Raw genomic sequence first — 26541 nt, 5'->3', positions numbered from 1 at the left:
TCCTGCACCTTAGGGGTGCGACAAGGTTGTTTGTTTGGATTCTTCGATGGCCGTGAGGTCCGGCGGAACCACCACCCCCATCGAAACAATGTATTTGAGCGCCGCATCCACGCTCATTTCCAGCTCTATGCACTCGCTCTTGCGCACCATCACGAAATAACCACCTGTGGGGTTGGGCGTGGTGGGCACGAACACGCTCAGGTATTCGTCGCGCAGCAGGGCTGCGACCTCGCCACCCGGATGGCCGGTGACGAAGGCCACGGTCCAGACCCCTTCGCGCGGCCACTGCACCAGCACGGCGGTACGGAAGGCATTGCCGCTTTCGGAGAACACGGTATCCGAGACCTGCTTGACGCTCGAATAGATGGAGCGCACCACGGGAATGCGGCGTACCAGGGCATCGCCCCAATCCACGAGCTTGCGCCCGATGAAATTGCTGGCCACGCCGCCCACGAGCAGCAGGATCAGCAAGGTCAGAATGACGCCAAAGCCCGGGATATGCATGCCCAGCAATTTGTCGGGCTGCCAAGCCTCGGGCAGTATGGCCAGAGTCTGATCCAGCGTGCCTATGATCCAGTTGAGCACGCCCAGCGTGATCACCAGCGGAACGATGACCAAAAGACCTGCAATCAACCACTTGCGCAATGCAGACATAGTGAGTGTGTGCCTCAGGAATTGGCGGTGGCAGGGGCGGCAGCGGCTGCAGGCGCAGCGGCGCTGTCACTGGACGAGGAGGTGCTTGCAGCCGGCTTGCTGCCGCCGTTCTTGAAGTCCGTGGCATACCAGCCAGAACCCTTGAGCTGGAAGCCCGGGGCGGTGAGCTGCTTGGAAAAGGCCTCGGCCCCGCAAGCTGGGCACACGGTCAGCGGCGCGTCCGAGATTTTCTGCAGCACATCCTTGGTGTGACCGCAGGAGTCACACTTGTATGCATAGATAGGCATAGCGCTAAAAACGAGGGAAGTGCAAAAACCCTCAATTATAGGCGCCGCCCCTTGTTTTGCTGCGCTGGTCGGCGAGTGCCGTCTCGCCGCCCTCCGCGCTCAGGCCTCGAGCTGGGTGTAGAACTCGATTTCGCGGTGATGGTTGCTGACCCACTGGGGCAGCAGCGAGCCCGAAAGCATGCCGCAGACCGCGGCCAAAAGACCAGCCAGCTGCTGGGGGAAAGCCTGATTCAGCGCCGGGGTGAGCATGAACACCAGCCACACGCCTATGCCCAGCACCACGGCGGCGATCGCCCCCTGGGTGGTGGCGCGCTTCCAGTACAGGCCGAAGACCAGCGGCACAAAAGCCCCCACCAGCGGTACCTGATAGGCGCTGGCCACCAGCTCGTAGATGGGCGTGCCCTGCATCACGATGGAGTAGCTCAGCACACAGGCCGCAAACACCAGCACGCTGATGCGCATGGTTCTGAGATTGTCCTTGTCGTCGGTATAGGGACGGAACTGGCGCCAGATGTTCTCGGTGAAGGTCACGCTGGGAGCCAGCAAGGTGGCCGAGGCGCAGGACTTGATGGCCGACAGCAGCGCACCGAAGAACAGCACCTGCATGGCAAACGGCATCTTGTCCATCACCAGCGTGGGCAGCACCTTCTGCGGATCGTCGGCCAGCAGGGCCGTGGCTTCGGTCGGCATGATGATGAGCGCGCTGGCCACAAGGAACATGGGCACGAAGGCGAAGATCACATAGCAGGCGCCACCGATGATGGTGCCGCGCACGGCGGACTTCTCGGTATCGGCCGACATCACGCGCTGGAAGATGTCCTGCTGGGGGATGGAGCCCAGCATCATGGTCACGGCCGCGCCTATGAAGAACACGATCTCGTGCCAGCTGGGCTCGGGCAGGAACTTGAACAGGTCGCGGCTGGTGGCCAGATCCACCACCTTGCCGGCGCCGCCGGCCATGTCGCCCGCAAAAAAGGCCAACACCAGCAGGCCCAACACGAGGATGATCATCTGCACGAAGTCCGTCACGGCCACCGACCACATGCCGCCGAACAGCGTGTAGACCAGCACCGAGAGCACGCCTATGGTCATGCCCAGGGGAATGCTGACCGCGCCGCCCGAGAGCAGATTGAACACCAGGCCCAGCGCCGTGACCTGGGCCGAAACCCAGCCCAGGTAGCTGATCATGATGATCAGCGAGCAGATGACCTCTATCGTGCGGCCGTAGCGCGCGCGGTAGTAGTCGCTGATGGTCAGCAGGTTCATGCGGTAGAGCTTGGCCGCAAAGAACACGCCGACCAGAATCAGGCACATGCCCGCGCCGAACGGGTCCTCAACCAGCGCATGCAGGCCGCCTTCGAGGAACTTGGCGGGCACGCCCAGCACCAGCTCCGACCCGAACCAGGTCGCGAAGGTGGTGGTGATGATCATGTACAGGGGCAGGTGACGCCCGGCAATGGCAAAGTCGGCTGTATTCTTCACCCGTTTGGCCGCCCACAGGCCTATGCCTATGGTCACGAACAGGTAGGCAATCACCATCGAGAGCAGCACGCTGGCACTCCTCGGACAAATTTGTGGATGTTCAGAAACGCAGGCGCAGCAGGATCTGCAGCAGCACCAGCCCGATCACAAAGCCTATGCCGCCGCAGAGGATGGCTTGCAGCAGGCGATTGGTGGTTTTTTGCTGCTTTAGCAGCTCTTTGAGCAGGGCCTCGTTGTCGCCGCCGCTGCCCTGCTTGGACAGGTACTGGTAGAGCACGCGCGGCATGTCGGGCAGGATCTTGGCGTACCGCGGCGCCTGGGCCTGCAATTCGCGCCACAGCCGCTGCGGCCCCATCTGCTCCAGCATCCACTTCTCGAGGAAAGGCTTGGCCGTGCTCCAGAGATCGAGGTTGGGGTCGAGCTGGCGCCCCAGGCCTTCGATGTTGAGCAAGGTCTTTTGCAGCAGCACCAGCTGCGGCTGGATCTCGACCTGGAAGCGGCGCGAGGTCTGGAACAAGCGCATCAGCACCATGCCCAGCGAGATCTCGGCCAGGGGACGGTCGAAATAAGGCTCGCAGACCGCGCGTATCGCGGCCTCCAGCTCTTCCACGCGGGTATTGGCGGGCACCCAGCCGCTTTCCACATGCAGCTCGGCCACGCGCTTGTAATCACGGCGGAAGAACGCCAGGAAGTTCTGCGCCAGATATTCCTTGTCGAACTCGGTCAGCGTGCCGACGATGCCGAAGTCCAGCGAGATATAGCGGCCGAAGGTCTCGGGCTCTAGGCTGACCATGATGTTGCCCGGGTGCATGTCGGCATGGAAGAAGCCGTCGCGAAACACCTGGGTAAAGAAGATGGTCACGCCATCGCGCGCCAGCTTGGGAATGTCCACGCCGGCTTCGCGCAAGCGCTCCACCTGGCTGATGGGCACGCCGTTCATGCGCTGCATGACCATCACGTCGGTGTGACAGAAGTCCCAGAAGATCTCGGGGATCAGGACCAGGTCCAGCCCTTCCATATTGCGGCGCAGCTGCGCGGCGTTCGACGCCTCGCGGATCAGGTCCAGCTCGTCGTGCAGATAGTTGTCGAACTCGGCGACCACCTCCTTGGGCTTGAGCCGCTTGCCGTCGTGCGACAGCGCTTCCAGCCAGCCCGCCATCATGTGCATCAGCGCCAGATCCTTGTCGATGACGGATCTCATGCCCGGCCGCAGCACCTTGACCGCCACCTCATGCTCCTGCCCGCTCTTGTCGCGGACCACGGCAAAGTGCACCTGGGCAATCGAGGCGCTGGCGACCGGCTGGCGGTCGAAGCTCACGAAGATCTGGTCTATGGGCTTGCGGAAGGAACGCTCTATGGTGTCCACCGCGATCTGCGAATCGAAAGGCGGCACGCGATCCTGCAGCTTGGCCAGCTCCTCGGCCACATCGGGCGGCATCAGGTCACTGCGCGTGGACAGCACCTGGCCGAACTTCACGAAAATCGGCCCCAGCTCCTCGAGCGCCTCGCGCAGGCGCTGGCCGCGCGGCTTGTCCAGCTTGCGGCCGAAGGTGAGCACGCTGCGCACTCTGCGCAGCCACGGATGGGGCAGGCCGGAGAGCACCAGCTCGTCCAGGCCATAGCGGAACACCACCCAGAGGATGGCCCAGCCTCGCAGGAAACGGCTCATGGCTGGGTGTAGCCGTTGCCGGGCATGGCAGCCACGGGCGCGGTATTCGCGGGAGCTGCGGTCTCGGCCGCGGCAGCGCTCTTGCCGCCCATGCGTGCGCCCACAAACTGGCGCAGGCCCTGGGCCGCGGTACGCGCCACCTTGGCGACGGTGTGAGCCGGCACATCGCCGATCACACGGGCCAGGTCTTCTTCCACATCCCACTGCACGTTGTCGACCAGCCAATTGATCTCGGCCGCGAACTGCACATCGCCTTCGATGCGGATCGCGGGCTTGTCCCCGCGCAAAGCGGTCTGGGCCAGGGAAAGCGGCGAGGTCTCGGTGATCTCGAGCAGCAGGTCGGGTTCGGCACCGGCGGGCGCCACATCGAACAGGCCGGCCGGAGTGACCAGCAAGGCCATGGAATACTGGCGCCATTGCACGCGGGCGGTACGCCCCTTCTGGCGCACGAGGCGTTCCATGGCTTCCTGCTCCTGCATCAGCACATGGTTGAGAAACAGCACCAGACGCTGGTGCATTTCACTCACCAGCCATTCGGGAGCTTGGGGACCGGCCATCACGCGTTCGACGAGACCGCCCAGAAAAGAAAAAGGGGACTGTGTTGCCATAGTCCCCGATTATTCATGAAATTGATTCCCCCCTGTGGCGCTACGCGCCCTCCCCCTGCGGGGGACGGCACCTTCGCTGCGGGACGGCCCTTGCTCGATGCCCCTGGTGCGGGACATGCCGGTGCAAGGATAGCTGTTTTATTGCAGCGCCTGGACGCCGGCCACCAGCCAGCCGCTGGCGCCGTTCTTGGGCTTGGTCATGTTCCAGACCTCGCGGAAGGGGCTGGGACCTGCGGAGGCTTCCTCGCGGATCATGCCCGAGAACTCCACGCTGGCCATGTAATCGTTGCCCAGGTCCTCGATGCCCAGCAGCTGGGCGTCGATCATGAGCACATCCGTGTGATTGGGCTCGCCGGGGCGCTGGGCCTCGCGCTCGGACAGCTGGCTGCGGATTTCCGACAGCATCTCGTCGGTCATCATGGAGCGCAGCGTGCCGATGTCGGAACGGTCCCAGGCCGACTGCAGCGTGACGAAGTTGCGCTTGGCCGCAGTCAGGAAGCCTTCGGTATCGAAACCGGCGGGCACGCCCCAGTTCTGCGAACCGGCCAGAGCCGAGCCGATCATGGAGCCGCCGGCAGCCGCGGCCTCGGGCAGGTGGTTCTGCTCCCAGGGACGGGCCGAGGCATCGTTGCCCACTTTTTCAGGGTTGTACTGGCGGGACTGCGGCGCATTGACATCGCCGCCCAGATTGCCCGCGCCCTGGAAGGCAAACGGGCTGCTGGCGGCCTGCATGGCGGGCGCGGCATTGCGGCGGCGCATGACCATGCCGACGACCGCCATGATGACCATGGCCAGCAAGGCGATCAGCAGGATGTTGCCAAAGGATGCTCCCAGGCCCAGCGAATGCGCGAGCCAGGCCAGGCCCAGGCCTGCGGCCAGACCGCCCAGCATGGCGCCCCAGGGCTTCTTGGGCTGGGCAGCAGGCGTTGCCGGCGTGGCGGGACGGTTCTGCTGGGCCGCATTCTGCTGCGGAGCCTGTTGCGGATTCTGGGCCGGAGCACGAGAGGCTTCACGTTGCGTGACGTTGCCCGACTGTTTGCCAAACGATGAGCCACCGCCCATGCGCTTGGCATCGGCCTGCCCATGCGCCACGACCAGCATTGCCACCAAAACGATTGACCACAGTTTTCTCATGCCATCTCCCTTCCTGTCAAAACAAAAAATAACTAAAAATCGGTTTCGCCAAACGCCTTGCTCCGCTGGCGGCGCAGGAAACCGGCAAGGCCGCCCTCCCACTAAGGAGTGGCCGCCGCTCAGAGGATCAGCACTTGATCCCCACATGCAAGGCGCAGACGCCTCCCGTCATGTTGTGATAATCCACATGGCCGAAGCCGCATTGCTGCATCAAGGCCTTGAGCTCCTGCTGGCCCGGGTGCATGCGGATGGACTCGGCCAGATAGCGATAGCTTTCCGAGTCGCCGGCAATCAGCTTGCCCATGCTCGGCAGGATCTTGAACGAGTACCAGTCGTAGACTTTTTCCAGGGGCTTGGCCACCTTGGAGAACTCCAGAACCAGCAGCTTGCCGCCGGGACGCAGCACGCGGTTCATTTCCTTGAGCGCGGCATCCTTGTGCGTCATATTGCGCAGGCCGAAAGCCACGCTGACCAGATCGAAGTGGTTGTCGGGGAAAGGCAGCTTTTCGGCGTCGCAGACCAGCGTGGGCAGGATCACGCCCTTGTCGGTCAGGCGGTCGCGGCCCACGCGCAGCATGGCCTCGTTGATATCGGTGTGCACCACCTGGCCCGAGGCGCCGACCTTCTTGGAAAACGCCAGTGCCAGGTCGCCGGTGCCGCCCGCGATGTCCAGCGCCTTGTCGCCCTCCTTGAGGTTGGCGACCATGACGGTATAGGCCTTCCAGGCACGGTGCAGACCACCCGACATCACGTCATTCATGATGTCGTATTTGGATGCCACGGAGTCGAACACACCGCGCACGCGGCTGGCCTTCTCGCTTTCATCGACCGACTGGAATCCGAAGTGTGTGGAGCTCATAACAATGAATGCTAAGCAGGCAGTGCTCGCGCGTACAGCGACAACCCCGTGTGGCTACAGGCTTTGAAGCACTATGGTTTTTAAAGGAATCAGCCGATGACGCTTATTCACAGAGCGTCATAAGCTATCGTTAATATAGCATCAGCCTCAATAACCCTGCGCGCGGCGTATGGGTCATGTGGCGTTTGGGGCACGCCCGCAGCGGCTTAGTGCACGCTGCAGCCGTGGCCGCCCGCGCCTTTTTCAGGCATGGGTGTGTCGCGGTCCAGGCCCGCATCCGCCAGGCGCTGCAGATATTGCTGCCACAGCGCATCCTGCTGGCTGCCCAGCTGGTAGAGGTATTCCCAGGTGTAGAGGCCGCTCTCGTGGCCGTCGCTGAAGAAGGGCTTGATCGCGTAGTTACCCACGGGCTCGATGGTGGTGATGCCCACCTCGCGCTTGCCCGTCTGCAGCACTTCCTGACCCGGGCCATGGCCTTGCACCTCGGCCGAGGGCGAATACACGCGCAGCAGCTCGAACGGAATACGGAAAGTCTTGCCGTCCGAGTAGGACACCTCGAGCACGCGCGATGCGCCATGCACGGTCAGGGATTCGGGGGTGGGAGTATGGGCTTGCAATCCGGCCATCTCGATCTCCTTTTCAAGGCATGAAAGAGCAGCCCCGGGCCGCTCTTTCGCTCTCCACGCGGGAGAGGGGAAACATCAGGCCGCCCAGCGGCCCAAGGCCTGCTGCAGTGCGGCATCGATCTCGGGCAGCTGGTGCACGATCTCGGCCTCTCTGGCCTCGTCGCGCGGTCTTTGCGCGGGCGCCCAGACCGCCGCCGGAAAGTGGCTGTCCCAGTCGTAGCGCGCGATCACATGCCAGTGCAGATGAGCCACCATATTGCCCAGAGCCGCCAGATTGATCTTGGTGGGCGAGAGCCGCTCGCGCAGCACGCGCTCCACCACGGTCACGGCCTCCATGCAGAGGCTGCGGTCTGCGGCGCTCAGATCCGAAAACTCGGCCACATGCCGGTTCCAGACCACGCGGTAGAAAGCCGGAAAGCCGGCTTCCGCCGCGCGGATCACGCGCAGCTTGTCGCCGTGCCAGATCGGCACACCGCCATCGGCGGCGCACAGCGGGCAATGGTCTTGCAGGGTCATACCAAGACTCGCTCGATGCCGCCCTGGTTGGCACGCTGCACATAGTCGGCCATCCAGTTCTCCCCGAGGATGTCGCGCGCCATCTCGACCACGATGTAGTCGGCTTCGAGCAGGCCGTTGTTCAGATCATTGCCGTAGCGCGACAGGCCTTGCAGGCAGCTGGGGCAGCTGGTCAATATCTTGACGTTGTCCTTCTCGGCCACGGCGCCGCTGTCGCGCAGCACCGCCTCGCCCTTGCGGATTTCCTCGGTCTTGCGGAAGCGGATCTGCGTGGAGATGTCGGGGCGGGTCACACCCAGCGTACCCGACTCGCCGCAGCAGCGCTCGCTCTTGAGCACGTTGTCGCCCATCAGCGCCTTGACGGTCTTCATGGGATCCTGCGTCTTCATCGGCGTATGGCAGGGGTCGTGGTACAGATATGCGCCCTTGTGCTGCAGCGTGATGCCCTTTTCGAGCAGGTACTCGTGGATGTCGATGATGCGGCAGCCCGGGAAGATCTTGTCGAACTCATAGCCCTGCAACTGGTCGTAGCAGGTGCCGCAGGACACCACCACGGTCTTGATGTCCAGGTAGTTCAGCGTATTGGCCACGCGGTGGAAGAGCACGCGGTTGTCCGTGATCATCTTCTCGGCCTTGTCGAACTGGCCCGAACCGCGCTGCGGATAGCCGCAGCACAGATAGCCTGGCGGCAGCACGGTCTGCACGCCCGCATGCCAGAGCATGGCCTGCGTGGCCAGACCCACCTGGCTAAACAGACGCTCCGAGCCGCAGCCGGGGAAGTAGAACACGGCCTCGGTATCAGCGCTCGTGGACTGGGGATTGCGGATGATGGGTACGTAATCCTTGTCCTCGATGTCGAGCAGGGCGCGCGCCGTCTTGGTCGGCAGGCCGCCGGGCAGCTTCTTGTTGACGAAGTGGATCACCTGCTCCTTGAGCGGCGCCGTGCCCACGGATGCCGGCGGATGGGCGGCCTGCTTCTTGGCGACTGCCCCCAGCACGTCGGCGGCCAGACGCTGAGCCTTGAAGCCCACGCCGACCATGGCCGAGCGCATGAACTTGATGGTGTCCGGATTCGTGGCATTGAGCATGGCCATGGCCAGCTTGTTGCCGGGGCGGAAGCTCTTCTTGTCCATCTTGCGCAGCAGATTGCGCATATTCATGGTCACGTCGCCGAAATCGATCTTGACCGGGCAGGGGTTGAGGCACTTGTGGCAGACCGTGCAGTGGTCGGCCACGTCCTCGAACTCCTGCCAGTGCTTGAGCGAGACGCCGCGGCGCGTCTGCTCTTCGTAGAGGAAGGCCTCCACCAGCAGCGAGGTCGCGAGAATCTTGTTGCGCGGGCTGTAGAGCAGGTTGGCGCGCGGCACATGGGTCGCGCACACGGGCTTGCACTTGCCGCAGCGCAGGCAGTCCTTGACGCTGTTGGCAATCGCGCCGATGTCCGACTGCTGCATGATGATGGACTCATAGCCCATCAGCCCGAAGCTAGGCGTGTAGGCATTGGTCAGGTCGGCATACATCAGCGACTCGCGCGGCGAGCGGCCGTCGTGGCTTTGATGGGCCGAGGCATCCCACTCCTCGTTGCGGATCAGCTTGCCCTTGTTGAAGCGGCCTTCGGGGTCGACGCGCTTCTTGTAGTCGGCAAACGGCGCCAGTTCCTCGTCCGAGAGGAACTCCAGCTTGGTGATGCCGATGCCGTGCTCGCCCGAAATCACGCCGTCCAGGCTGCGCGCCAGTTCCATGATGCGCGCCACGGCTTCGTGCGCGGTCTGCAGCATCTCGTAGTCGTCGCTGTTGACGGGGATGTTGGTGTGCACATTGCCGTCGCCGGCGTGCATGTGCAGCGCCACCCAGACGCGGCCCTTGAGCACCTTCTGGTGGATGCCGTTGAGCGCTTCGCGCAGCGGCTGGAAGGCTGCGCCCGCAAAGATCTTGGACAGCGGCTCCTTGAGCTGGGTCTTCCAGCTCGCGCGCAGCCTGTGGTCCTGCAGCTCGGGGAACAGCGTGGCCACGCCGTCCAGCCAGCCCTGCCAGAGCCCGCGCACCTCGGCCACCAGGCCCAGAGCCTGCTGCACGCGGTCCTCGAGCAGCTCGGCGCTGGGAATGTCGCCGGCATCGTCGCTCTTACCCAGGGGCAGGTCGCCATGCTTGAAGAGGCCGGCCAGCTCGTCGCAGAGCTTGAGCTTGTTGCGCAGCGAGAGCTCGATATTGATGCGCTCGATGCCGTCGGTGTACTCGGCCATGCGCGGCAGCGGAATCACCACGTCCTCATTGATCTTGAAGGCGTTGGTATGGCGGCTGATGGCGGCCGTGCGCTTGCGGTCCAGCCAGAATTTCTTGCGCGCCTCGGCGCTCACGGCCGTGAAGCCCTCGCCGTTGCGCGAATTGGCGATGCGCACCACCTCGGCGGCCACACGCGCCACCTCGTCGGCATCGTCGCCGGCGATGTCGCCGAGCAGCACCATCTTGGGCAGATGGCCGTTGCCCTTCTTGCTCTTGGTCGCATAGCCCACGGCCTTGAGGTAGCGGTCGTCCAGATGTTCAAGGCCGGCCAGCAGCACGCCCGAGCGCTTTTGCTCGGCGAACATATAGTCCTTGATCTCGACGATGGAGGGCACGGCATCCTTGGCATTGCCGAAGAACTCCATGCACACGGTGCGCGTGTGCGCAGGCATGCGGTGCACCACCCAGCGTGCGCTGGTGATCAGGCCGTCCGTGCCTTCCTTCTGAATGCCGGGCAGACCCGAGAGGAACTTGTCGGTCACGTCCTTGCCCAGGCCCTCCTTGCGGAAGGTGCGGCCGGGGATATCCAGGCGCTCGGTGCGCACAGGGGTCTTGCCGTCGGCCTCGAAGTACTTCAGCTCGAAGCAGGCCATCTCGGCATCGTGGATCTTGCCGAGGTTGTGGTCCAGACGCGTGACCTCCAGCCATTGGGCGTCGGGTGTCACCATGCGCCAGGACACCAGATTGTCCAGCGCCGTGCCCCAGAGCACGGCCTTTTTGCCGCCCGCATTCATGGCAATGTTGCCGCCTATGCAGGAGGCCTCGATCGAGGTCGGGTCCACGGCGAACACAAAGCCCGCGCGCTCGGCCGCATCGGCCACGCGCTGGGTCACCACCCCGGCTTCGGAGTAGATCGTGGGCACATCGCGATCCACGCCGGGAATCCGGCGCATCTCGACTTCGGTCAGCGCCTCCAGCTTTTCGGTATTGATGACCACCGAGCGCCAGGTCAGCGGAATGGCGCCGCCCGTGTAGCCGGTGCCGCCTCCGCGCGGAATGATGGTCAGGCCCAGCTCGATACAGCCTTTGACGAGGCCTGCCATCTCGGCTTCGGTGTCCGGGGTCAGCACCACGAACGGGTACTCGACGCGCCAGTCGGTGGCGTCGGTCACATGGGCCACGCGCGACAGGCCGTCGAACTTGATGTTGTCCTTGGCCGTGTAGCGACCCAGCGTCTTGTGCACGCGGCGGCGCAGCTGCTCGGCTTCCACGAAGGTGGCGTTGAATTCATGCACTGCACGGTGTGCGGCCTCCACCAGCTGGCCCACCAGCTGGTCGCGCACCGCATCCTGATTGGGCTCGCGGCGCTTGTCGATCTCGGCCAGGCGGTGCTCCAGCGCCTCCACCAGCGCCTTGCGGCGACCGGGGTTGTCCAGCAGATCGTCCTGAAGATAGGGATTGCGCTGCACAACCCAGATATCCCCCAGCACCTCGTAGAGCATGCGCGCGGATCGGCCCGTGCGGCGTTCCTGACGCAGCTGGTTGAGCACATCCCACATGGATGAGCCCAGCAGGCGAATCACGATCTCGCGGTCGGAAAACGAGGTGTAGTTATAGGGAATCTCGCGCAGTCGAGCGGGTTCGGCAGCCTGAGCCTGCAGGGCGGCGGCCAACGCAATCGGAACATTCATGGGGTAGACCGTATCGGGCGCCCGGTGGCGCCCCGAAGCCAGTGGGACGACGATTTTAAGCTACGCGTGTCGGCCATGCTCGGCTGTGGACTATGCGCGCGATGGACCCGCAGATCCCGCGCCCGCAACCCATATGCGGGCCACGGTCCTCGGCCTGCCAAATTGCCCATTCCGCAGGCGACCGCTCACATCGTCGCGCGCGCCTGGCCCGCCATACCGCGCCCGGACAGCGGCCTGTGACATTTGCACCACGCCACATAGCCTGTTTCCGCCGTAATCAACCATTTACGAACCAAAAACAACTCAATACGAAAGACTACCAACACCAAACGAAATTCCCTTGACCTAGAATGGTGCCGCTTCGCGCGCCCCTTTGGTCACACTGCCGTCATATGACGACGATGTTTACGGGTTCGGCCCATGGTGGAGTGCGCAGCCCACGCAAACAATGACATGCATATGTCATACGCATGACCTAATGTGCAGCACCGCATATTCAGTCACCGAACGTTAGAGGAGCCTTCATGCAATTCAAGCAACTGGCCATGGCCGCAGCCGTCGCCGCCACCGCTTTTTCGGCGCAAGCCACCACCGAGATCCAATGGTGGCATTCCATGACCGCCGTGAACAACGAGTGGGTCAACGATCTGGCCAAGCAGTTCAATGAAAGCCAGAAGGATTACAAGATCGTCCCTACCTACAAGGGCGCGTATGACGAATCGATGACGGCCGCCATCGCCGCGTTCCGCTCGGGCAATGCACCGGATATCCTGCAGGTGTTTGAGGTGGGCACCGCCACCATGATGGCTTCCAAGGGTGCGACCGTGCCCGTGGCCAAGGTCATGGCAGACGCCGGCGTGGCCTTCGACCCCAAGGGCTACATCCCCGCCGTGGCCGGTTACTACACCGCCCCCAACGGCCAGATGCTGAGCTTTCCGTTCAACAGCTCGACCACCATCTTCTATTACAACAAGGACGCCTTCAAGAAGGCCGGCCTGAACCCCGACAAGGCTCCCGCCACCTGGCCCGAAGTCTTTGCCGCCGCCAAGAAGCTCAAGGAAAGCGGCCATAGCTGCCCCATGACCCTGGCCTGGCAGGGCTGGACCCAGCTGGAGTCCTTCTCCACCTGGCACAACGTGGAGTTCGCCACCGAGCAGAACGGCCTGAGCGCCAACGGCTACAAGGCCCGCCTGAAGCTCAACTCGCCGCTGCACGTCAAGCACATCGACAACCTGGCCGCAGCAGCCAAGGCCGGCGAATTCGTCTACAAGGGCCGCGGCGCCATTCCCCAGGCCTCGTTCACGGCCGGTGAATGCGCGATGATCCAGACCTCGTCCGGCTACTACGGCGACGTGGCCAAGAACGCCAAGTTCAACTACGGCCTGGCTCCCCTGCCCTACTACCCCGATGTCAAGGGCGCGCCCCAGAACACCGTGATCGGCGGCGCCTCGCTGTGGGTCATGGCCGGCAAGAACGCCGAGCACTACAAGGGCGTGGCCAAGTTCTTCGAATTCCTGTCCCAGACCAAGGTCCAGGCCGCCTCGCACCAGCGCACCGGCTACCTGCCCGTGACCATGGCCGCCTATGACCTGACCGACAAGTCCGGCTTCTATCAGAAGAACCCCGGCACCGACACCGCCGTGACGCAGATGATCCGCAAGGTGACCAACAACTCGCGCGGTATCCGCCTGGGCAACTATGTGCAGATACGCACCATCGAGGACGAAGAACTCGAACAGGTGTGGGCCGGCAAGAAGAGCGGCAAGCAGGCTCTGGACTCCATCGTGACCCGCGGCGACGAGCTGCTGGCCCGCTTCGAGCGCTCCTACAAGAAGTAAATCCACGGCGCCCGCAAGGGCGCCGACCGGCCTGCGGTGCTCCAACCCGGAGCATCGCGCCCCCCAAACACCCCGTTGACTGAACCCAGCCCGCGGCGGTTTTTTTATTTGTGACTCCTCATGGAAAAACGTGTTCTTTTCCGATCCGGGTGGCTGCCCTGGGTGCTGATCGCACCGCAGTTGCTCATCATCGGCATCTTCTTTTTCTGGCCCGCCGCGCAGGCTGTGCTGCAGTCGTTCCAGATGGAGGACGCATTCGGCATGAGTACCGAATGGGTCGGACTGGACAATTTCCGCACTCTGTTCGCCGACTCGGCCTATCTGGACTCGTTCTCCCGCACCGCCCTGTTCTCGGTACTGGTCGCCGGCGTCGGCATCGCCACCTCGCTGGCGCTGGCCATCTTCGCGGACCGCATCGTGCGCTTCGCCATGGTCTACAAGACCCTGCTCATCATCCCCTATGCCGTGGCACCCGTGATCGCCGGCGTGCTGTGGATCTTCATGTTCTCGCCCTCCATCGGCGTGGTCGCCTATTTCCTGGGCAAACTGGGCTATGACTGGAACCATCTGATGAACGAGAACCAGGCCATGGCGCTGATCGTGCTGGCCTCGGTGTGGAAGCAGATCTCCTATAACTTCCTGTTCTTCCTGGCCGGATTGCAGTCCATTCCCAAGGCGCTGATCGAGGCCGCCTCCATCGACGGTGCCGGCCCCTGGCGCCGTTTCTGGAACATCCAGCTGCCGCTGCTCTCGCCCACCACCTTCTTCCTGCTGGTGATCAACATCGTCTACGCCTTCTTCGACACCTTCGGCATCATCGACGCAGCCACCCATGGCGGCCCCGGCCAGTCGACCTCGATCCTGGTCTACAAGGTGTATCTGGACGGCTTCAAGGCCCTGGACCTGGGCGGCTCCGCAGCCCAGTCCGTGATCCTGATGCTGATCGTCGTCGTGCTGACCGTGATCCAGTTCCGCTATGTTGAAAAGAAAGTGCAGTACTGATCATGGTTGATCGCAACCCCTGGCTCAATTTCTTCTCCCACGCCGTGCTCATCCTCGGCGTGGCCATCGTCGCCTTTCCGCTGTACCTGGCCCTGATCGCCTCCACGCACACCGCCAGCGAGATCGTCCAGGCCCCCATGCCGCTGCTGCCCGGCTCCCATCTGTGGGAGAACTACAAGGAAGCGCTGCTGGGCTCCGGCAAGCTGGGCTCCAACACCAATGTCGTGCACATGATGTGGGTGAGCTTTGTCGTGGCCATGATCATCACCGTGGGCAAGATCGCGATCTCGCTGCTCTCGGCCTTCGCCATCGTCTACTTCCGCTTCCCGTTCAAGATGATCTGCTTCTGGGCCATTTTCCTGACCCTGATGCTGCCCGTGGAAGTGCGTATCCTGCCCACCTACAAGGTGGTGGCCGAACTGGGCCTGCTCAACAGCTACGCCGGTCTGTCGCTGCCGCTGATCGCCTCGGCCACGGCCACCTTCCTGTTCCGCCAGTTCTTCCTGACGGTACCCGATGAACTCGTGGAAGCTGCGCGCATCGACGGCGCAGGCGCCATGCGCTTCTTCAAGGACATCCTGGTGCCCTTGTCCAAGACCTCGATCGCCGCACTGTTCGTGATCCAGTTCATCTATGGCTGGAACCAGTATCTGTGGCCGCTGCTGATGACGACCTCGGAAGACATGTACCCCGTGGTCGTGGGCATCAAGCGCATGGTGGCCGGCGGCGGCGAGGCCGCCATCGACTGGAACATCGTGATGGCCACGGCCATCCTGGCCATGCTGCCGCCGACCTTGGTGGTGATGCTGATGCAGAAGTGGTTTGTCAAAGGCCTGGTGGATACCGAGAAGTAATCCCCGCCTGCCCATCCACCGTCTTTTGACCGATTGAATAAAACCCTGTTATGGCTTCCATTTCCCTCAAGAACATCGTCAAGCGCTACGGCAGCGGCAAGTCTGCCGTACCCGTCATTCACGGCATCAACGTCGAGATCAACGACGGCGAATTCATCGTGCTGGTCGGGCCCTCTGGCTGCGGCAAGTCCACCCTGCTGCGCATGATTGCCGGCCTGGAAGAGATCACCGACGGCGACCTGCTGATCGGCACCAACAAGGTCAATAACCTGGAACCCGCCAAGCGCAATATCGCCATGGTGTTCCAGAACTACGCGCTCTATCCCCATATGAGCAACTACGAGAACATGGCTTATGGCCTGAAGCTCGCCAAGGTGCCCGAAGACGAGATCAAGCGCCGCGTGGACAAAGCCGCCAAGATTCTGGAACTCAGCCACCTGCTGGATCGCAAGCCCCGCCAGCTGTCCGGCGGCCAGCGCCAGCGCGTGGCCATGGGCCGCGCCATCGTGCGTCAGCCCCAGGTGTTCCTGTTTGACGAACCCCTGTCCAACCTGGACGCCAAGCTGCGCGGTCAGACCCGCCTGGAAATCCAGAAGCTGCACGCCGAGCTGGGCATCACCAGCCTGTTCGTGACCCACGACCAGGTCGAGGCCATGACCCTGGCCCAGCGCATGGTGGTGATGAACGGCGGCAATGTGGAGCAGTTCGGCACGCCCGAAGAGGTCTATCACACGCCTGCATCCACCTTTGTGGCGGGTTTCATCGGCTCGCCTCCCATGAACCTGCTTAAGCACTCGCCCAACGGCAAGCCCGGCCTGATTCTGGGCATCCGCCCCGAGCACATCGATCTGGTCGAGGCCGGCGGCGTGGAGTTCAAGGTCCAGACCGTGGAACTGCTGGGCGCCGAGCGCCTGCTGTACGGCAAGGTCGGCGACGAAGACGTGACCGTGCGCGTGGAGGAAGGCAAGCCTTTCCCCAAGCCCGGCGAGACCGCCCGCATCTCCGCGCGCGAAGACCGCCTGCACTGGTTCCATGCCGAAACCGGCAAACGTGTCTGAGCCAGCACAGAGGTCGCACTAGGCTGACTTTTTAGAGAGCACCCCAAGCCCCTGCTTGCGGTGCTCTTGTCACGTAAAGACTGCGAAACTTATGACAACCACTTTGAAACCCTGGCCCTATCCCCGCTGGATCGCCCATCGCGGCGCCGGCAAGCTGGCGCCCGAGAACACCATGAGCGCCTTCCGCCTCGGCGCCCAGCATGGCTACCGCATGTTCGAGTGCGACGCCAAGCTCAGCCGCGACGGCGTGCTGTTCCTCATGCACGACGCGGGCCTGGAGCGCACCACCAACGGCCACGGCACAGGCGGCGACAAGAGCATGGGCGAGCTGGCCCAGCTCGACGCCGGCAGCTGGCATTCGCGCGCCTACGCGGGCGAGCCGCTCCCCACGCTCGAAGCCCTGGCCCGCTGGTGCCTGGCCAACCATCTGCACCTGAACGTGGAAATCAAGCCCACACCGGGCCAGGAGGAAGAAACCGGCCGCGCCTGCGGCGAGCTGATGAACCGCATCTGGCCGCAAGCCGAAGTGCAGCCGCTGTTCACCTCGTTCCAGCCCGATGCGCTCAAGGGTGCCCGCGAGACAGCCCCCCATATTCCGCGCGGCCTGCTGGTGGACAAGCTGGCCGACGCCAAGGGCACAAGCCCCGGGGACATCGACCTGAAGACCGCGCTGGATCTGGGTTGCTCGGCCATGGTGCTCAACCATGCGCTGTGGACGCCCGAGCTGGTGGCCAAGGTCCATGGCGCGGGCCTGCGCTGCAGCAGCTACACCGTCAACGACCAGTGGGCCGCCCAGCGCCTGATAGCCCTGGGCACGGACGGCATCATCACCGACCGCGTGGACATGTTCAGCCCTGCGCAGACTGGTTCTCAACTCTGATTTGATAGCTGCTTGCACTGACTCTGATTGGGCTTCATAGCATTTATTGCTCGAAACCAATATGAACAGACGCAAGCAGCTTCTGCATTCATAGCAACAAAAAGCCCGGCCACCGAAAAGTGACCAGGCTTTTTGGCGTTCACAAGCTCCAATACTGGCGCTGACAAAATCAGGGCAGCCGCGCAAGGGCCGCCCCGCCGCGCTGGCTGCGCCCCCTGCCCGCAGCGCGCAGCACCGCGAGAGCGGGGGAAGGCGCACAGCGCCTCAGGGGGGTGTCAATCCAATTTCGTGCCCGAAGCCTTGACCGCCGCGGCCCAGCGCGGCATCTCGCCGGCCAGGAACTTGGCGAACTCGTCCGCGCCCAGGAAGGCCGGATTCGCGCCCTGCTCCACCATGCGGCCGCGCACCTCGGGCTGGCTCAGCACCTGCTGGAAAGCGGCGCTGAGCTTGGCCACCACCTCCTTGGGCGTGCCGGCCGGGGCCAGGAAGCCGTAGAAGCCCACGACCTCGAAGCCCTTGATGCCGGACTCCATGGCCGTGGGCACCTCGGGCAGGGCGGGATTGCGCTCCTTGCTGGTCACGGCCAGCGCACGCACCTTGCCCTGCTTGTGATAGGCCGCGGCCTGGGGAATGCTCTCGGCCATGAACTGCACCTGGCCGCCGATCAGATCGGTGAAGGCCGGCGCGCTGCCCTTGTAGGGGATATGGACCAGGTCCAGGCCCGTGGCGCTCTTGAACATCTCGGGCACCAGGTGGCTGATGCCGCCGTTGCCGGCCGAGCCGAAATTGACCTTGCCGGGATTGGCCTTGGCATAGGCCATGAACTCCTGCAGATTCTGGGCCGGCACCTTGTTGTTGACCAGCAGCGCCAGCGGCTGCATGGCGGTGCGCGCGATCGGCGTGAAGTCCTTGAGCGTGTTGTAGGGCAGCTTGCTGTACAGGGCCGGGTTGATCACCATCACGCCGGTGTTGGCCAGCATCAGCGTATGGCCGTCGGCGGGCGAGCGCATCACGTCCTGCGCACCCACGGAGCCGCCCGCGCCGGGCTTGTAATCCACCACCACGGGCTGGCCCAGCACGCTCTGCAGCTTGTCGGTCAGCAAACGCGCATGCTGGTCCAGCGGACCGCCGGCCGGGAAGCCAATAACGATGCGTATGGGCTTGCTGGGAAAGGCCTCCGCGGCCTGCGCGCCCAGGGGCAGCAGCAGGCCCGCGCTCGCCATCAGGCCCACCAGGCAGGTGCCAACGATTTTTTTCATGTTCTCCTCCTTGGTTTATCGGAATTTTGCGGGCCGCTTCAGCGAAAAAGTGAGCAGCCCAATCTTGAAGCATGCAGTGTAGCGGCGCATATCGCGGGCTCCATCGTCGATTCAGAGCACAGGCATCCGCAATAATCCATAAAAAAAGCGCTTCCGGCCGGAAGCGCTTTCTAGGGGGAGCAGGTCCGGCCCGCCATCAGCGCTTGGGCTGCCAGGCCAGGGCCAGGTTCTGCTGCTCGGCCACCTGGGCGACGGAGAGCTGCTGCGCGGCCTCGTCGCGGCGCTTGGCGGCCTCGCCGCCGAGCTCCATGGCCGCGAGGTTGTACCAGAAATAGGCCTTGGCATGGTCGCGCGCCAGGCCCTGGCCCTGGGCGTACACCATGCCCAGATTGAACTGGGCCGCGGCATCGCCCTGCTCGGCCGCACGCTGGTACCACTGCACGGCCTGGCCGTAGTCGCGCGCCGTGCCCTGGCCTTCGGCATACATCACGCCCAGGCGGTTCTGCGCACCCGAGTGACCCTGGGCCGCGGCGGCCGCATACCACTTGAGGGCCTGGGCCGGGCTGGCTGCGCCGCCCTGGCCTTCGGCATACAGGCGCGCCAGATTGAACTGAGCCGAGGCATCGCCCTTGTCGGCGGCACGGCCGAACCACTGCATGGCCATCGCATAGCTCTGCGGCACGCCGCGGCCTTCGGCATACAGCGTGCCCACGTTGTTGATGGCCGCGGCATGACCTTGCTCGGCGGCCTTCTGATACCAGTGCAGCGCCGTGCCGTAGTTCTGCGGCGTGCCCAGGCCTTCGGCATAGACCGTGCCCAGGTTGTACTGGGCATCGGCATGGCCCTGATCGGCCGCACGCTGGAACCACTGGGCCGCATAGGCCGGGCTTTGCTCCACGCCCAGACCATAGAGATAGAGACGACCCAGATTGTTCTGGCCGTCGGCATTCCACTGCTCGGCGCTCTTCCGGAACCAGGCCGCGGCCTGCGGGTAATCGCGCGCAACGCCGACGCCATCCATATACATGCGGCCCAGGCGGTTCTGAGCCCGGGCATCGCCCTGCTCGGCCGCGCGCTGCAGCCAGCGGGCAGCTTGGACCGGGTCCAGCTTCACGCCCACGCCGTCGGACAGCATGGCGCCCAACTGGTTCTGCGCCTCGGCATGGCCTTGATCGGCGGCCTTCTTGAACCAGTCGGCGGCCGTCATAGAGTTCGCTGCCACGCCATTGCCCTTGAGGTAGCGCTGGCCCAGCTCGAACTGGGCCGTCACATGGCCCTGGGCCGCGGCCTTCTCCAGCCACTGGGCTGCCGTGGTGAAGCTCTGCGGCACGCCCAGGCCGTCCTGGTAGAGATGGGACAGGTTGTACTGGGCAACGGCATCGCCCTGCTGGGCCGAGCGCAGATACCACTGGCCCGCTTCGCGGTAGTTCTGCGGCACGCCCTGGCCGTTTGCATAGAGCGCGCCCAGGCTGTTCTGGGCACCGACATGGCCCTGAGCCGCAGCCTTGCGGAACCACAGCGCAGCGCTGGCCGCGCTCTGGGGCACGCCCTGGCCGTGCATATACATCTCGCCCAGCTGGTTCTGGGCCTTGGCATCGCCGCGCTCGGCCTCCTGCAGCGGGCCGGACATGGCCGCCAACTTGGCACCGGCGGCGGGCACAGGCCCGTATTGCAGGCGGCTGAATTCAAACTGCGGGCCGGAGGTTACGGGCCTGGCATCGCGCAGGAAATTCATGCGGCCTTCCGCACCGGTTTGCGCGGCTGCGCTCTGGGCACAGACCGCCAGGCTCGACATGAGCAGTGCTGCAATGGGAGTGAACTTCATTCCGGTACGGTTCCTAGACGCGTGTTGTTACAACAGAGATACGTTGATACTAACCCGCGAGCCTAACTGATTCCGCCTCCGGATTCGACAGGCGGCTCCCTGAGCGCGGCATCCTAGCCACAGTCCCGGGAGATTTCCGCGGCCGCATGAAAAAGGCCCGGCAAGGCCGGGCCCGGTTGCTGCCAACGCCGCGGCTCAGGCCTGGCGCAGCTGCTGCTTCACATAGCCGGCCAGCACCTGCATCAGCTCGGCGAAATGCGCGCGCAGCGGCTCGAACCCCGCATTGGGCTCGCGCGTGTCCTCGTCCATATAGATGGGACGGCGGATCTCGATCTGCATCGAATGGCGGCACAGCTGCGGCTGGCCGATGCGGCCTATCAGCTCCACGCCCTTGTAGGGCTCGTTATAGGCCACGCTGTAGCCGAAGCCCTTGAGCGTGTCGCCAATCAGGTGGATGAACTCCGGCGCACAGGTCGTGCCGTCGCGGTCGCCGAGCACGAAGTCGGCCAGCGGCGGCGCATCGCTGCGGCCCAGGCGCTGGTACACATCGTTGGGCATGGAGTGCAGGTTCAGATGCCATACGGCACCGAAACGCGCCACGCTGTCGTCGATGGCCCGCGCCAGCGCCGCATGGTAGGGGCGCCAGTAATGGGCAATGCGGTGCTGCACCTCGGCCACGGTGCGCTTGCGCTCATACAGCGGCGTGGCCACGCCGGCCTTGCTGATGCGCTGCCAGATCAGGCCCAGGCCCTGCTGGGTCTTGATGCCGGGCGCCAGCGGCACGGGCCACTGGCCCTCGATCTGCGCCGGGTCCAGGTCGGTCTCGTTGCGGTTCGGGTCGATATAGGTGCGCGGGAACGTGGCCTCGAGCAGGGTCGCGCCGAACTCGGGCCAGCGCTCCCAGAGCGCGGCCACATGGGTGTCCTCGCCGCGGCGCAGCAGACTCATGGGCACGCAATGACCGAAGTCGTCGGGGTAGGCCGTGCCGCTGTGCGGCGAATCGCAGACTATGGGCAGCAGCTCGCCGCGCGCCGGGTGCACCAGCACCGGCTCGGCCGGCCTGGCTTGCAGAAAATCAGGCACAGACATTCAAACCTTCATCAGTCCAGCTTGATGTTGGCGCGCTTGGCCACTGCCGTGTAACGGTCGATGGCCGTCCTGATCTGCTTGGCGAACTGCTCGGGCGTGTTGCCCATGGACTCGCCGGAGATGGACTTCTGCTTTTCGAGGTAGTCGGGCATGGCCATGGCCTTGTGGGCCGCGGCATTGAGCTTGTCGATGATGGGCTTGGGCGTGCCCGCGGGCGCAACCAGGCCGAACCAGCCGCCGTCGCCCATCTGGGGGAAGCCCAGCTCGGTATAGGTGGGCACATCGGGCAGCACATCGGCGCGCTTCAGGGCCAGCACAGCCAGCGGGCGCAGCTTGCCGTCCTTGATGTGCGGCAGCGTCGAAGGCAGGTTGTCGGTCATGGCATTGACCTGGCCGCCCAGCGCGTCGGTGATGGCCTGGCCGGCGCCCTTGTAGGGGATGTGCAGCAGATCGATGCCAGCCAGGTTCATGAAGTTCTCGATATTGGCATGGCCCAGCGAACCCGTGCCCGGCGACGCGAAGCTGTACTTGCCGGGATGGGCCTTGGCCAGGGCGATGAACTCCTTCATGGTCTTGGCCGGCACGCTGGAGTTCACCACGAACACGCTGGGCACCGACATCACATTGGTGATGGGCGCGAAATCCTTGATGGCGTCATAGGGCAGCTTGCGGAAGATGGCGGGGTTGGAGCCATGGGTGCTCACCGTGGCCATGCCTATGGTGTAGCCGTCGGGCGCGGCCTTGGCGATCTCGGCGGCGCCGATGGATCCGCCGGCACCCCCCTTGTTGTCCACCACCACGGACTTGCCGAGGATCACGCTCATCTTCTCGGCCAGCAGGCGCGCCACCATGTCGGTGGAGCCGCCGGCGCCGAAGGGCACGACGAGGCGAATCGGGCGATTGGGATAGTCCGCGGCGGCGTCGGCCGCGAAGGCCGGGCCGAATGCGGCGGCGACCGTGCAGGCGGCAAGAGTGGACAAAATAGTGCGACGAATGGCCATGCGGCTGCTCCTTGGAAATTCTGGAAAATCTGGTCTGACTGCGGATGCGGGCATCCGGACCTCGCATTCATTCTGTGCCCCGGGCCGCGGCACGAAAAGCGACAAGATGGCACGCAAGTATTACCAGCAGTCATAATTGCCCGCCTATGCGCATGCACTCGCCCTCCCTGTCGGAACTTCACGCCTTTGCGGCCGCGGCCCGCCTGGGCAGCTATTCCCTTGCCGCTCAGGAGCTGTATGTGACCCAGGGCGGCATCAGCCGCGCCATCGCCAGGCTCGAAGAGCATCTGGGCTTTGCGCTGTTCGAGCGCCAGGGCCGGCGCAACACCCTCACCCCCGCGGGCCAGGAATATCTGCAGGCCGTGGAGCCCGCGCTCATGAGCATCGAGGCCGCCTCCGCGGCCGCGCGCCGACGCCGCCACGGCCCGCAGCTGCGCCTGTCCGTGACTCCCACGCTGTTCAGCCACTGGCTGATTCCGCGATTGCCGGACTTCAACGCCCGCCACCCGGCCGTCATGCTTTCCTTCTCGCCCTACCGGCGCGACGACCCGCTGACCGCCCCCGAGATCGATGCCTGGATCCGCGTGGGCAGCCGGCACTGGCCCGCCGGCATGGAGGCCGAATATGTGATCGGCCGCGATCTGATTCCCGTCTGCCACCCGCGCGAGCTGCAGGGACCGCAGGCCATACGCAGCGAGAGCGACCTGCTGGCCCGCCCGCTGCTGTTCCACACCAATTACCCGGGCAACTGGGCGCGCTGGATGCAGGCGCGCGGCCTGGCCCAGCCCTGCCCCGCGCCGGCAGCCGACTTCGAGACCGTGGCCCTGCTGGTGCAGGCCGTGGCCGCGGGCATGGGCGTGGCCATGGTGCAGCGCTGCCTGGTGGAGGAAGATCTGGCCGCGGGCCGCGTGGCCCTGGCCCTGGACGCCACGGTCAATATCGAACGCGGCTACTTTCTGTGCCGGCCCGTGAGCCGCGCGCCGACCGAGGCCCTGGAGCAATTCACGGCCTGGATTCTGGAGCAGGCGGCGCCGCAGGCCATACCGCTGTAAGCGGCTGGCGCGAATACAACAGCCGACTTGAGTCAGATCAAGATTGCGCGCAAAACAGCTTCACCGTCAGCAAGACAATTCAGCGCCAACCCCTGGAAAGCACCCACTGGCATAAGGCACTTGCACCCACCAGAGCGGCATAGCTGGCCATCTTGCCGTCGCGTGAAAACAGCCACAGACCCGCCAGCAGAACCGCGCTGCCGACAATGAAATTGATAGCTACCTGCGCAATGAATGATTGGGCTCCAGCCTTGTTTTGGCGAAACAGATGGGCGCAGGTCGCCAGCCCCAGTGCCAGGAAAAAAGCCGGACCCACGAAATTGAGTAAGTGATTGATGCTCGCAACAAGACCCATGACAGCGGCCGCTTCCAAGGCTTTGAACTCGGGGGATGCCCGATGCTGCACTAAATTTTATAATCAGCGTTTATGGCAGTCTGGGCTTTAGGCATCAATCACCACACGGCACCGCTCGATATGCGGGGCCGTTTTGCGTTCGCGCTCGATCAGATCGCGCCGACGCTGCAAGGTCTGCGCAGCTCCCTGGGCCACACGGCCAAAGCCCACAATGCGGTGGAAACCGCGATTCTCTCCACCTGCAACCGTACCGAGATCTACTGCGCCGCCGATACCCCGGCCATGGAGCACACCGTGCACTGGCTGGCCAACAGCGGCGGCGTCGCGCCCGAGCTGCTGCGCCAGCACTCCTATCTGCTGCAGGACGGCTCCGTGGCCCGCCATGCGTTCCGCGTGGCCTCGGGCCTGGACTCCATGGTGCTGGGCGAGGCCCAGATCCTCGGCCAGATGAAGAACGCGGTGCGCGCAGCCGAAACCGCCGGTGCCCTGGGCACCACGCTGAACCAGCTGTTCCAGCGCAGCTTTGCCGTGGCCAAGGAAGTGCGCTCGTCCACCGAGATCGGCGCCCACAGCATCTCCATGGCCGCCGCTGCCGTGCGCCTGGCCGGCCAGCTGTTCGAAGACCTGAGTCAGATCCGCGTGCTGTTCGTGGGCGCGGGCGAGATGATAGAGCTGGTCTCCACCCACTTTGCGGCGCGCAATCCCAAGCAGATCACCATTGCCAACCGCACCATGGAGCGCGGCGAGAAGCTGGCCGCCCAGTTCGGTGCCGGCACCATGCGCCTGGCCGATCTGCCCGAGCATCTGCACGAATACGACGCCATCATCAGCTGCACCGCCTCCACCCTGCCCATCATCGGCCTGGGTGCGGTGGAGTCTGCGCTCAAGAAGCGCAAGCGCCGCCCCATCTTCATGGTCGATCTGGCCGTGCCGCGCGATATCGAATCCGAGGTCAAGCACCTCAACGACGTCTACCTCTACACCGTGGACGATCTGGCCACCGTGGTGCGCACCGGCCAGGCCCAGCGCCAGGCCGCCGTGGAGCAGGCCGAGGTCATCATCGACACCGGCGTGCAGAGCTTTATGCAATGGATGGACCAGCGCAGCCCCGTGGGCGGCGCCGTCTCCCTGATCCAGCAGGTCAATGCCCAGGCCGACGCATGGCGCGCCCTCGAAATCGCGCGCGCCAAGAAGCTGCTGGCCAAGGGCGAGGACATAGACACCGTGCTCGAGGCCCTGTCGCGCGGCCTGACGCAGAAGATGCTGCACGGCACCATGGCCGAGCTGCACAAGGTCGACCCCGACGCGCGCGCCCAGACGGCCGATGCCGTCTCGCGCCTGTTCCTGCGCGCAAGCCGCAGCTCCAGCAAGCTTTAGCGGCGCTCGCCCGCCGTCGCGCTGCGCCCGCTCGCAGCGCACAGGCCCGGTCGCGGCCTGCACCTCTTTCCCCATTCAACGGAATGCGCCGCCCGCGGCCATACCCAGCACGCTAGACACCATGCAAGACTTTCTGCGCCACCAGCTCGAACGCTATGCCCAACGCCTGCAGGAGCTGGACTTTCTGCTCTCGCGCGAGGACATCATGGCCGACATGAAACAGTACCGCAGCATCTCGCGCGAACATGCCGACGTCACGGCCATCGCCAGCCGCTACGCGCGCCACCGCCAGACCGAGGCCGACATGGCCGCGGCCCGCGAAATGCTCGACGACCCCGACATGGCCGAGATGGCGCAGGAGGAAATCCGCAGTGGCGAGGAGGAGCTGGTCAAGCTGGAAGCCGAGCTGCAGCGCCTGCTGCTGCCCAAGGATCCCGACGACGCCCGTCCGGCCTTTGTGGAAATCCGCGCCGGCACCGGCGGCGATGAATCGGCGCTGTTCGCCGGCGACCTGACGCGCATGTACACGCGCTACGCGGCCAACGTGGGCTGGAAGGTCGAGGTCATGAGCGCCAACGAAGCCGAACTGGGCGGCTACAAGGAAGTGGTGCTGCGCATTGAGGGCGACAATGTCTACGGCGCGCTGCGCTTCGAGTCCGGCGGCCATCGCGTGCAGCGCGTGCCCGCCACCGAGACCCAGGGCCGCATCCACACCAGCGCCTGCACCGTGGCCGTGATGCCCGAGCCCGACGAGGCCGAGGCCATCACGCTCAACCCCGCCGATCTGCGCATCGACACCTTCCGCGCCAGCGGCGCCGGCGGCCAGCACATCAACAAGACCGATTCCGCCGTGCGCGTGGTCCACCTGCCCACGGGCATAGTCGCCGAATGCCAGGACGGCCGCAGCCAGCACAGCAACAAGGCCAAGGCGCTGCAGGTGCTGCAGGCCCGCATCCAGGAAAAGGAGCGCAGCGAGCGCGCCGCCAAGGAGGCCGCGATGCGCAAGGGGCTGATAGGCTCGGGCGATCGCAGCGACCGCATCCGCACCTACAACTTCCCGCAGGGCCGATTGACCGACCACCGCATCAACCTCACGCTGTACAAGCTGCTGGCGGTGATGGAAGGCGATCTCGGCGATGTGATCGAAGCGCTGCAGCATGCACGCGAGGCCGAGCTGCTGGCCGAACTCCAGACCCACTGAG

The 26541-nt window shown here is 64.5% G+C and carries 23 protein-coding genes; 8 read left to right on the top strand and 15 right to left on the bottom strand.

Annotation, left to right across the window (positions count from 1 at the left end):
- Window positions 1-9: 9 nt before the first annotated feature.
- From AB6724_RS03640 to AB6724_RS03595, 10 genes are all read right to left on the bottom strand, one after another.
- A complete protein-coding gene (locus AB6724_RS03640) occupies window positions 10-654 on the bottom strand; it encodes a DUF502 domain-containing protein (protein ID WP_369337144.1) in 645 nt (214 codons plus the stop codon).
- 14 nt (window positions 655-668) lie between these two features.
- Window positions 669-941: an FmdB family zinc ribbon protein gene (locus tag AB6724_RS03635; RefSeq protein ID WP_369337143.1), complete on the bottom strand. Its 273-nt coding sequence runs from the start codon at window positions 939-941 to the stop codon at window positions 669-671.
- 99 nt (window positions 942-1040) lie between these two features.
- Window positions 1041-2492, bottom strand: a complete 1452-nt coding sequence (locus AB6724_RS03630; protein WP_369337142.1) for a high affinity choline transporter 1 — start codon at window positions 2490-2492, stop codon at window positions 1041-1043.
- 31 nt (window positions 2493-2523) lie between these two features.
- The gene (gene ubiB, locus AB6724_RS03625; protein ID WP_369337141.1) at window positions 2524-4092 is read right to left on the bottom strand and encodes a ubiquinone biosynthesis regulatory protein kinase UbiB; all 1569 of its coding nucleotides are present in this window, start codon (window positions 4090-4092) and stop codon (window positions 2524-2526) included.
- Window positions 4089-4700 carry a ubiquinone biosynthesis accessory factor UbiJ gene (locus AB6724_RS03620; RefSeq protein ID WP_369337140.1) on the bottom strand — a complete coding sequence of 204 codons (612 nt, stop codon included), beginning with the start codon at window positions 4698-4700 and terminating at the stop codon, window positions 4089-4091. The genes ubiB and AB6724_RS03620 overlap by 4 nt, the downstream gene beginning before the upstream one ends.
- 138 nt (window positions 4701-4838) lie before the next feature.
- Window positions 4839-5834: a Tim44 domain-containing protein gene (locus AB6724_RS03615; protein ID WP_369337139.1), complete on the bottom strand. Its 996-nt coding sequence runs from the start codon at window positions 5832-5834 to the stop codon at window positions 4839-4841.
- Between the two features lie 127 nt (window positions 5835-5961).
- A complete protein-coding gene (gene ubiE / locus AB6724_RS03610) occupies window positions 5962-6693 on the bottom strand; it encodes a bifunctional demethylmenaquinone methyltransferase/2-methoxy-6-polyprenyl-1,4-benzoquinol methylase UbiE (RefSeq protein ID WP_369337138.1) in 732 nt (243 codons plus the stop codon).
- A 206-nt stretch (window positions 6694-6899) separates the two neighbouring features.
- Window positions 6900-7319, bottom strand: a complete 420-nt coding sequence (locus tag AB6724_RS03605; protein ID WP_369337137.1) for a gamma-butyrobetaine hydroxylase family protein — start codon at window positions 7317-7319, stop codon at window positions 6900-6902.
- Between the two features lie 75 nt (window positions 7320-7394).
- A complete protein-coding gene (locus tag AB6724_RS03600) occupies window positions 7395-7835 on the bottom strand; it encodes an HIT family protein (protein ID WP_369337136.1) in 441 nt (146 codons plus the stop codon).
- Window positions 7832-11749, bottom strand: coding sequence for a DUF3683 domain-containing protein (locus tag AB6724_RS03595; RefSeq protein ID WP_369337135.1), 3918 nt, complete (start codon window positions 11747-11749; stop codon window positions 7832-7834). The genes AB6724_RS03600 and AB6724_RS03595 overlap by 4 nt, the downstream gene beginning before the upstream one ends.
- A gap of 524 nt (window positions 11750-12273) precedes the next feature.
- On the opposite strand from AB6724_RS03595, the gene ugpB reads away from it, so the two are divergent.
- The 5 genes from ugpB to ugpQ all read left to right on the top strand — a co-directional run bounded on the left by ugpB (window position 12274) and on the right by ugpQ (window position 17381).
- Window positions 12274-13587 (top strand): sn-glycerol-3-phosphate ABC transporter substrate-binding protein UgpB, encoded by a 1314-nt coding sequence (ugpB, locus tag AB6724_RS03590; protein ID WP_369337134.1) that lies wholly within the window; start codon window positions 12274-12276, stop codon window positions 13585-13587.
- Window positions 13588-13707: 120 nt separating this feature from the next.
- On the top strand, window positions 13708-14589 hold the full coding sequence (gene ugpA / locus AB6724_RS03585) for a sn-glycerol-3-phosphate ABC transporter permease UgpA (protein WP_369337133.1): 882 nt from the start codon (window positions 13708-13710) through the stop codon (window positions 14587-14589).
- A gap of 2 nt (window positions 14590-14591) precedes the next feature.
- Entirely contained in the window at window positions 14592-15443 is an 852-nt protein-coding gene (gene ugpE, locus AB6724_RS03580) for a sn-glycerol-3-phosphate ABC transporter permease UgpE (protein ID WP_369337132.1), read from the top strand.
- A gap of 50 nt (window positions 15444-15493) precedes the next feature.
- Window positions 15494-16501, top strand: coding sequence for a sn-glycerol-3-phosphate ABC transporter ATP-binding protein UgpC (gene ugpC / locus AB6724_RS03575; protein WP_369337131.1), 1008 nt, complete (start codon window positions 15494-15496; stop codon window positions 16499-16501).
- Window positions 16502-16592: 91 nt separating this feature from the next.
- Window positions 16593-17381: a glycerophosphodiester phosphodiesterase gene (ugpQ, locus tag AB6724_RS03570; RefSeq protein ID WP_369337130.1), complete on the top strand. Its 789-nt coding sequence runs from the start codon at window positions 16593-16595 to the stop codon at window positions 17379-17381.
- A 275-nt stretch (window positions 17382-17656) separates the two neighbouring features.
- Here ugpQ and AB6724_RS03565 read toward each other — a convergent pair whose 3' ends face one another.
- The 4 genes from AB6724_RS03565 to AB6724_RS03550 form a co-directional block, all read right to left on the bottom strand.
- Window positions 17657-18604: a Bug family tripartite tricarboxylate transporter substrate binding protein gene (locus AB6724_RS03565; protein ID WP_369337267.1), complete on the bottom strand. Its 948-nt coding sequence runs from the start codon at window positions 18602-18604 to the stop codon at window positions 17657-17659.
- A gap of 232 nt (window positions 18605-18836) precedes the next feature.
- Window positions 18837-20465 (bottom strand): SEL1-like repeat protein, encoded by a 1629-nt coding sequence (locus tag AB6724_RS03560; protein ID WP_369337129.1) that lies wholly within the window; start codon window positions 20463-20465, stop codon window positions 18837-18839.
- 195 nt (window positions 20466-20660) lie between these two features.
- Window positions 20661-21554, bottom strand: coding sequence for an N-formylglutamate amidohydrolase (locus tag AB6724_RS03555; protein ID WP_369337128.1), 894 nt, complete (start codon window positions 21552-21554; stop codon window positions 20661-20663).
- 11 nt (window positions 21555-21565) lie between these two features.
- Window positions 21566-22555: a tripartite tricarboxylate transporter substrate binding protein BugE gene (locus AB6724_RS03550; protein WP_369337127.1), complete on the bottom strand. Its 990-nt coding sequence runs from the start codon at window positions 22553-22555 to the stop codon at window positions 21566-21568.
- 146 nt (window positions 22556-22701) lie between these two features.
- On the opposite strand from AB6724_RS03550, the gene AB6724_RS03545 reads away from it, so the two are divergent.
- Window positions 22702-23607 carry a LysR substrate-binding domain-containing protein gene (locus tag AB6724_RS03545; protein ID WP_369337126.1) on the top strand — a complete coding sequence of 302 codons (906 nt, stop codon included), beginning with the start codon at window positions 22702-22704 and terminating at the stop codon, window positions 23605-23607.
- A gap of 79 nt (window positions 23608-23686) precedes the next feature.
- Here the strand turns inward: AB6724_RS03545 and AB6724_RS03540 are convergent, their stop codons facing one another.
- Complete coding sequence (locus AB6724_RS03540; protein ID WP_369337266.1) at window positions 23687-23962, bottom strand: hypothetical protein; 276 nt, start codon at window positions 23960-23962, stop codon at window positions 23687-23689.
- A gap of 72 nt (window positions 23963-24034) precedes the next feature.
- Between AB6724_RS03540 and hemA the strand changes: the two genes are divergently transcribed.
- Window positions 24035-25339: a glutamyl-tRNA reductase gene (gene hemA, locus AB6724_RS03535; RefSeq protein ID WP_369337125.1), complete on the top strand. Its 1305-nt coding sequence runs from the start codon at window positions 24035-24037 to the stop codon at window positions 25337-25339.
- Window positions 25340-25460: 121 nt separating this feature from the next.
- Window positions 25461-26540: a peptide chain release factor 1 gene (gene prfA, locus AB6724_RS03530; protein ID WP_369337124.1), complete on the top strand. Its 1080-nt coding sequence runs from the start codon at window positions 25461-25463 to the stop codon at window positions 26538-26540.
- Window position 26541 lies beyond the last annotated feature (1 nt).

Origin of the sequence: Comamonas guangdongensis (assembly GCF_041079535.1) — a bacterium.
Classification (GTDB): domain Bacteria; phylum Pseudomonadota; class Gammaproteobacteria; order Burkholderiales; family Burkholderiaceae_C; genus Comamonas; species Comamonas guangdongensis.
The sequence above is the reverse complement of the archived record's forward strand: the minus strand, read 5'-3'. Positions and strand labels throughout refer to the sequence as shown.

Excerpts from the sequence above, each read along its gene's own strand:
- AB6724_RS03595 (WP_369337135.1), bottom strand. The coding sequence starts at position 11,749 with ATGAATGTTCCGATTGCGTTGGCCGCCGCCCTGCAGGCTCAGGCTGCC.
- AB6724_RS03555 (WP_369337128.1), bottom strand. The coding sequence starts at position 21,554 with ATGTCTGTGCCTGATTTTCTGCAAGCCAGGCCGGCCGAGCCGGTGCTG.
- AB6724_RS03540 (WP_369337266.1), bottom strand. The coding sequence starts at position 23,962 with ATGGGTCTTGTTGCGAGCATCAATCACTTACTCAATTTCGTGGGTCCG.
- ugpB (WP_369337134.1), top strand. The coding sequence starts at position 12,274 with ATGCAATTCAAGCAACTGGCCATGGCCGCAGCCGTCGCCGCCACCGCT.
- ugpE (WP_369337132.1), top strand. The coding sequence starts at position 14,592 with ATGGTTGATCGCAACCCCTGGCTCAATTTCTTCTCCCACGCCGTGCTC.
- ugpQ (WP_369337130.1), top strand. The coding sequence starts at position 16,593 with ATGACAACCACTTTGAAACCCTGGCCCTATCCCCGCTGGATCGCCCAT.
- AB6724_RS03550 (WP_369337127.1), bottom strand. The coding sequence starts at position 22,555 with ATGGCCATTCGTCGCACTATTTTGTCCACTCTTGCCGCCTGCACGGTC.
- AB6724_RS03605 (WP_369337137.1), bottom strand. The coding sequence starts at position 7,319 with ATGGCCGGATTGCAAGCCCATACTCCCACCCCCGAATCCCTGACCGTG.
- ugpA (WP_369337133.1), top strand. The coding sequence starts at position 13,708 with ATGGAAAAACGTGTTCTTTTCCGATCCGGGTGGCTGCCCTGGGTGCTG.
- hemA (WP_369337125.1), top strand. The coding sequence starts at position 24,035 with ATGGCAGTCTGGGCTTTAGGCATCAATCACCACACGGCACCGCTCGAT.
- AB6724_RS03545 (WP_369337126.1), top strand. The coding sequence starts at position 22,702 with ATGCGCATGCACTCGCCCTCCCTGTCGGAACTTCACGCCTTTGCGGCC.
- prfA (WP_369337124.1), top strand. The coding sequence starts at position 25,461 with ATGCAAGACTTTCTGCGCCACCAGCTCGAACGCTATGCCCAACGCCTG.
- AB6724_RS03620 (WP_369337140.1), bottom strand. The coding sequence starts at position 4,700 with ATGGCAACACAGTCCCCTTTTTCTTTTCTGGGCGGTCTCGTCGAACGC.
- AB6724_RS03615 (WP_369337139.1), bottom strand. The coding sequence starts at position 5,834 with ATGAGAAAACTGTGGTCAATCGTTTTGGTGGCAATGCTGGTCGTGGCG.
- AB6724_RS03560 (WP_369337129.1), bottom strand. The coding sequence starts at position 20,465 with ATGAAGTTCACTCCCATTGCAGCACTGCTCATGTCGAGCCTGGCGGTC.
- ugpC (WP_369337131.1), top strand. The coding sequence starts at position 15,494 with ATGGCTTCCATTTCCCTCAAGAACATCGTCAAGCGCTACGGCAGCGGC.
- AB6724_RS03565 (WP_369337267.1), bottom strand. The coding sequence starts at position 18,604 with ATGGCGAGCGCGGGCCTGCTGCTGCCCCTGGGCGCGCAGGCCGCGGAG.
- ubiE (WP_369337138.1), bottom strand. The coding sequence starts at position 6,693 with ATGAGCTCCACACACTTCGGATTCCAGTCGGTCGATGAAAGCGAGAAG.
- AB6724_RS03635 (WP_369337143.1), bottom strand. The coding sequence starts at position 941 with ATGCCTATCTATGCATACAAGTGTGACTCCTGCGGTCACACCAAGGAT.
- AB6724_RS03640 (WP_369337144.1), bottom strand. The coding sequence starts at position 654 with ATGTCTGCATTGCGCAAGTGGTTGATTGCAGGTCTTTTGGTCATCGTT.
- ubiB (WP_369337141.1), bottom strand. The coding sequence starts at position 4,092 with ATGAGCCGTTTCCTGCGAGGCTGGGCCATCCTCTGGGTGGTGTTCCGC.
- AB6724_RS03600 (WP_369337136.1), bottom strand. The coding sequence starts at position 7,835 with ATGACCCTGCAAGACCATTGCCCGCTGTGCGCCGCCGATGGCGGTGTG.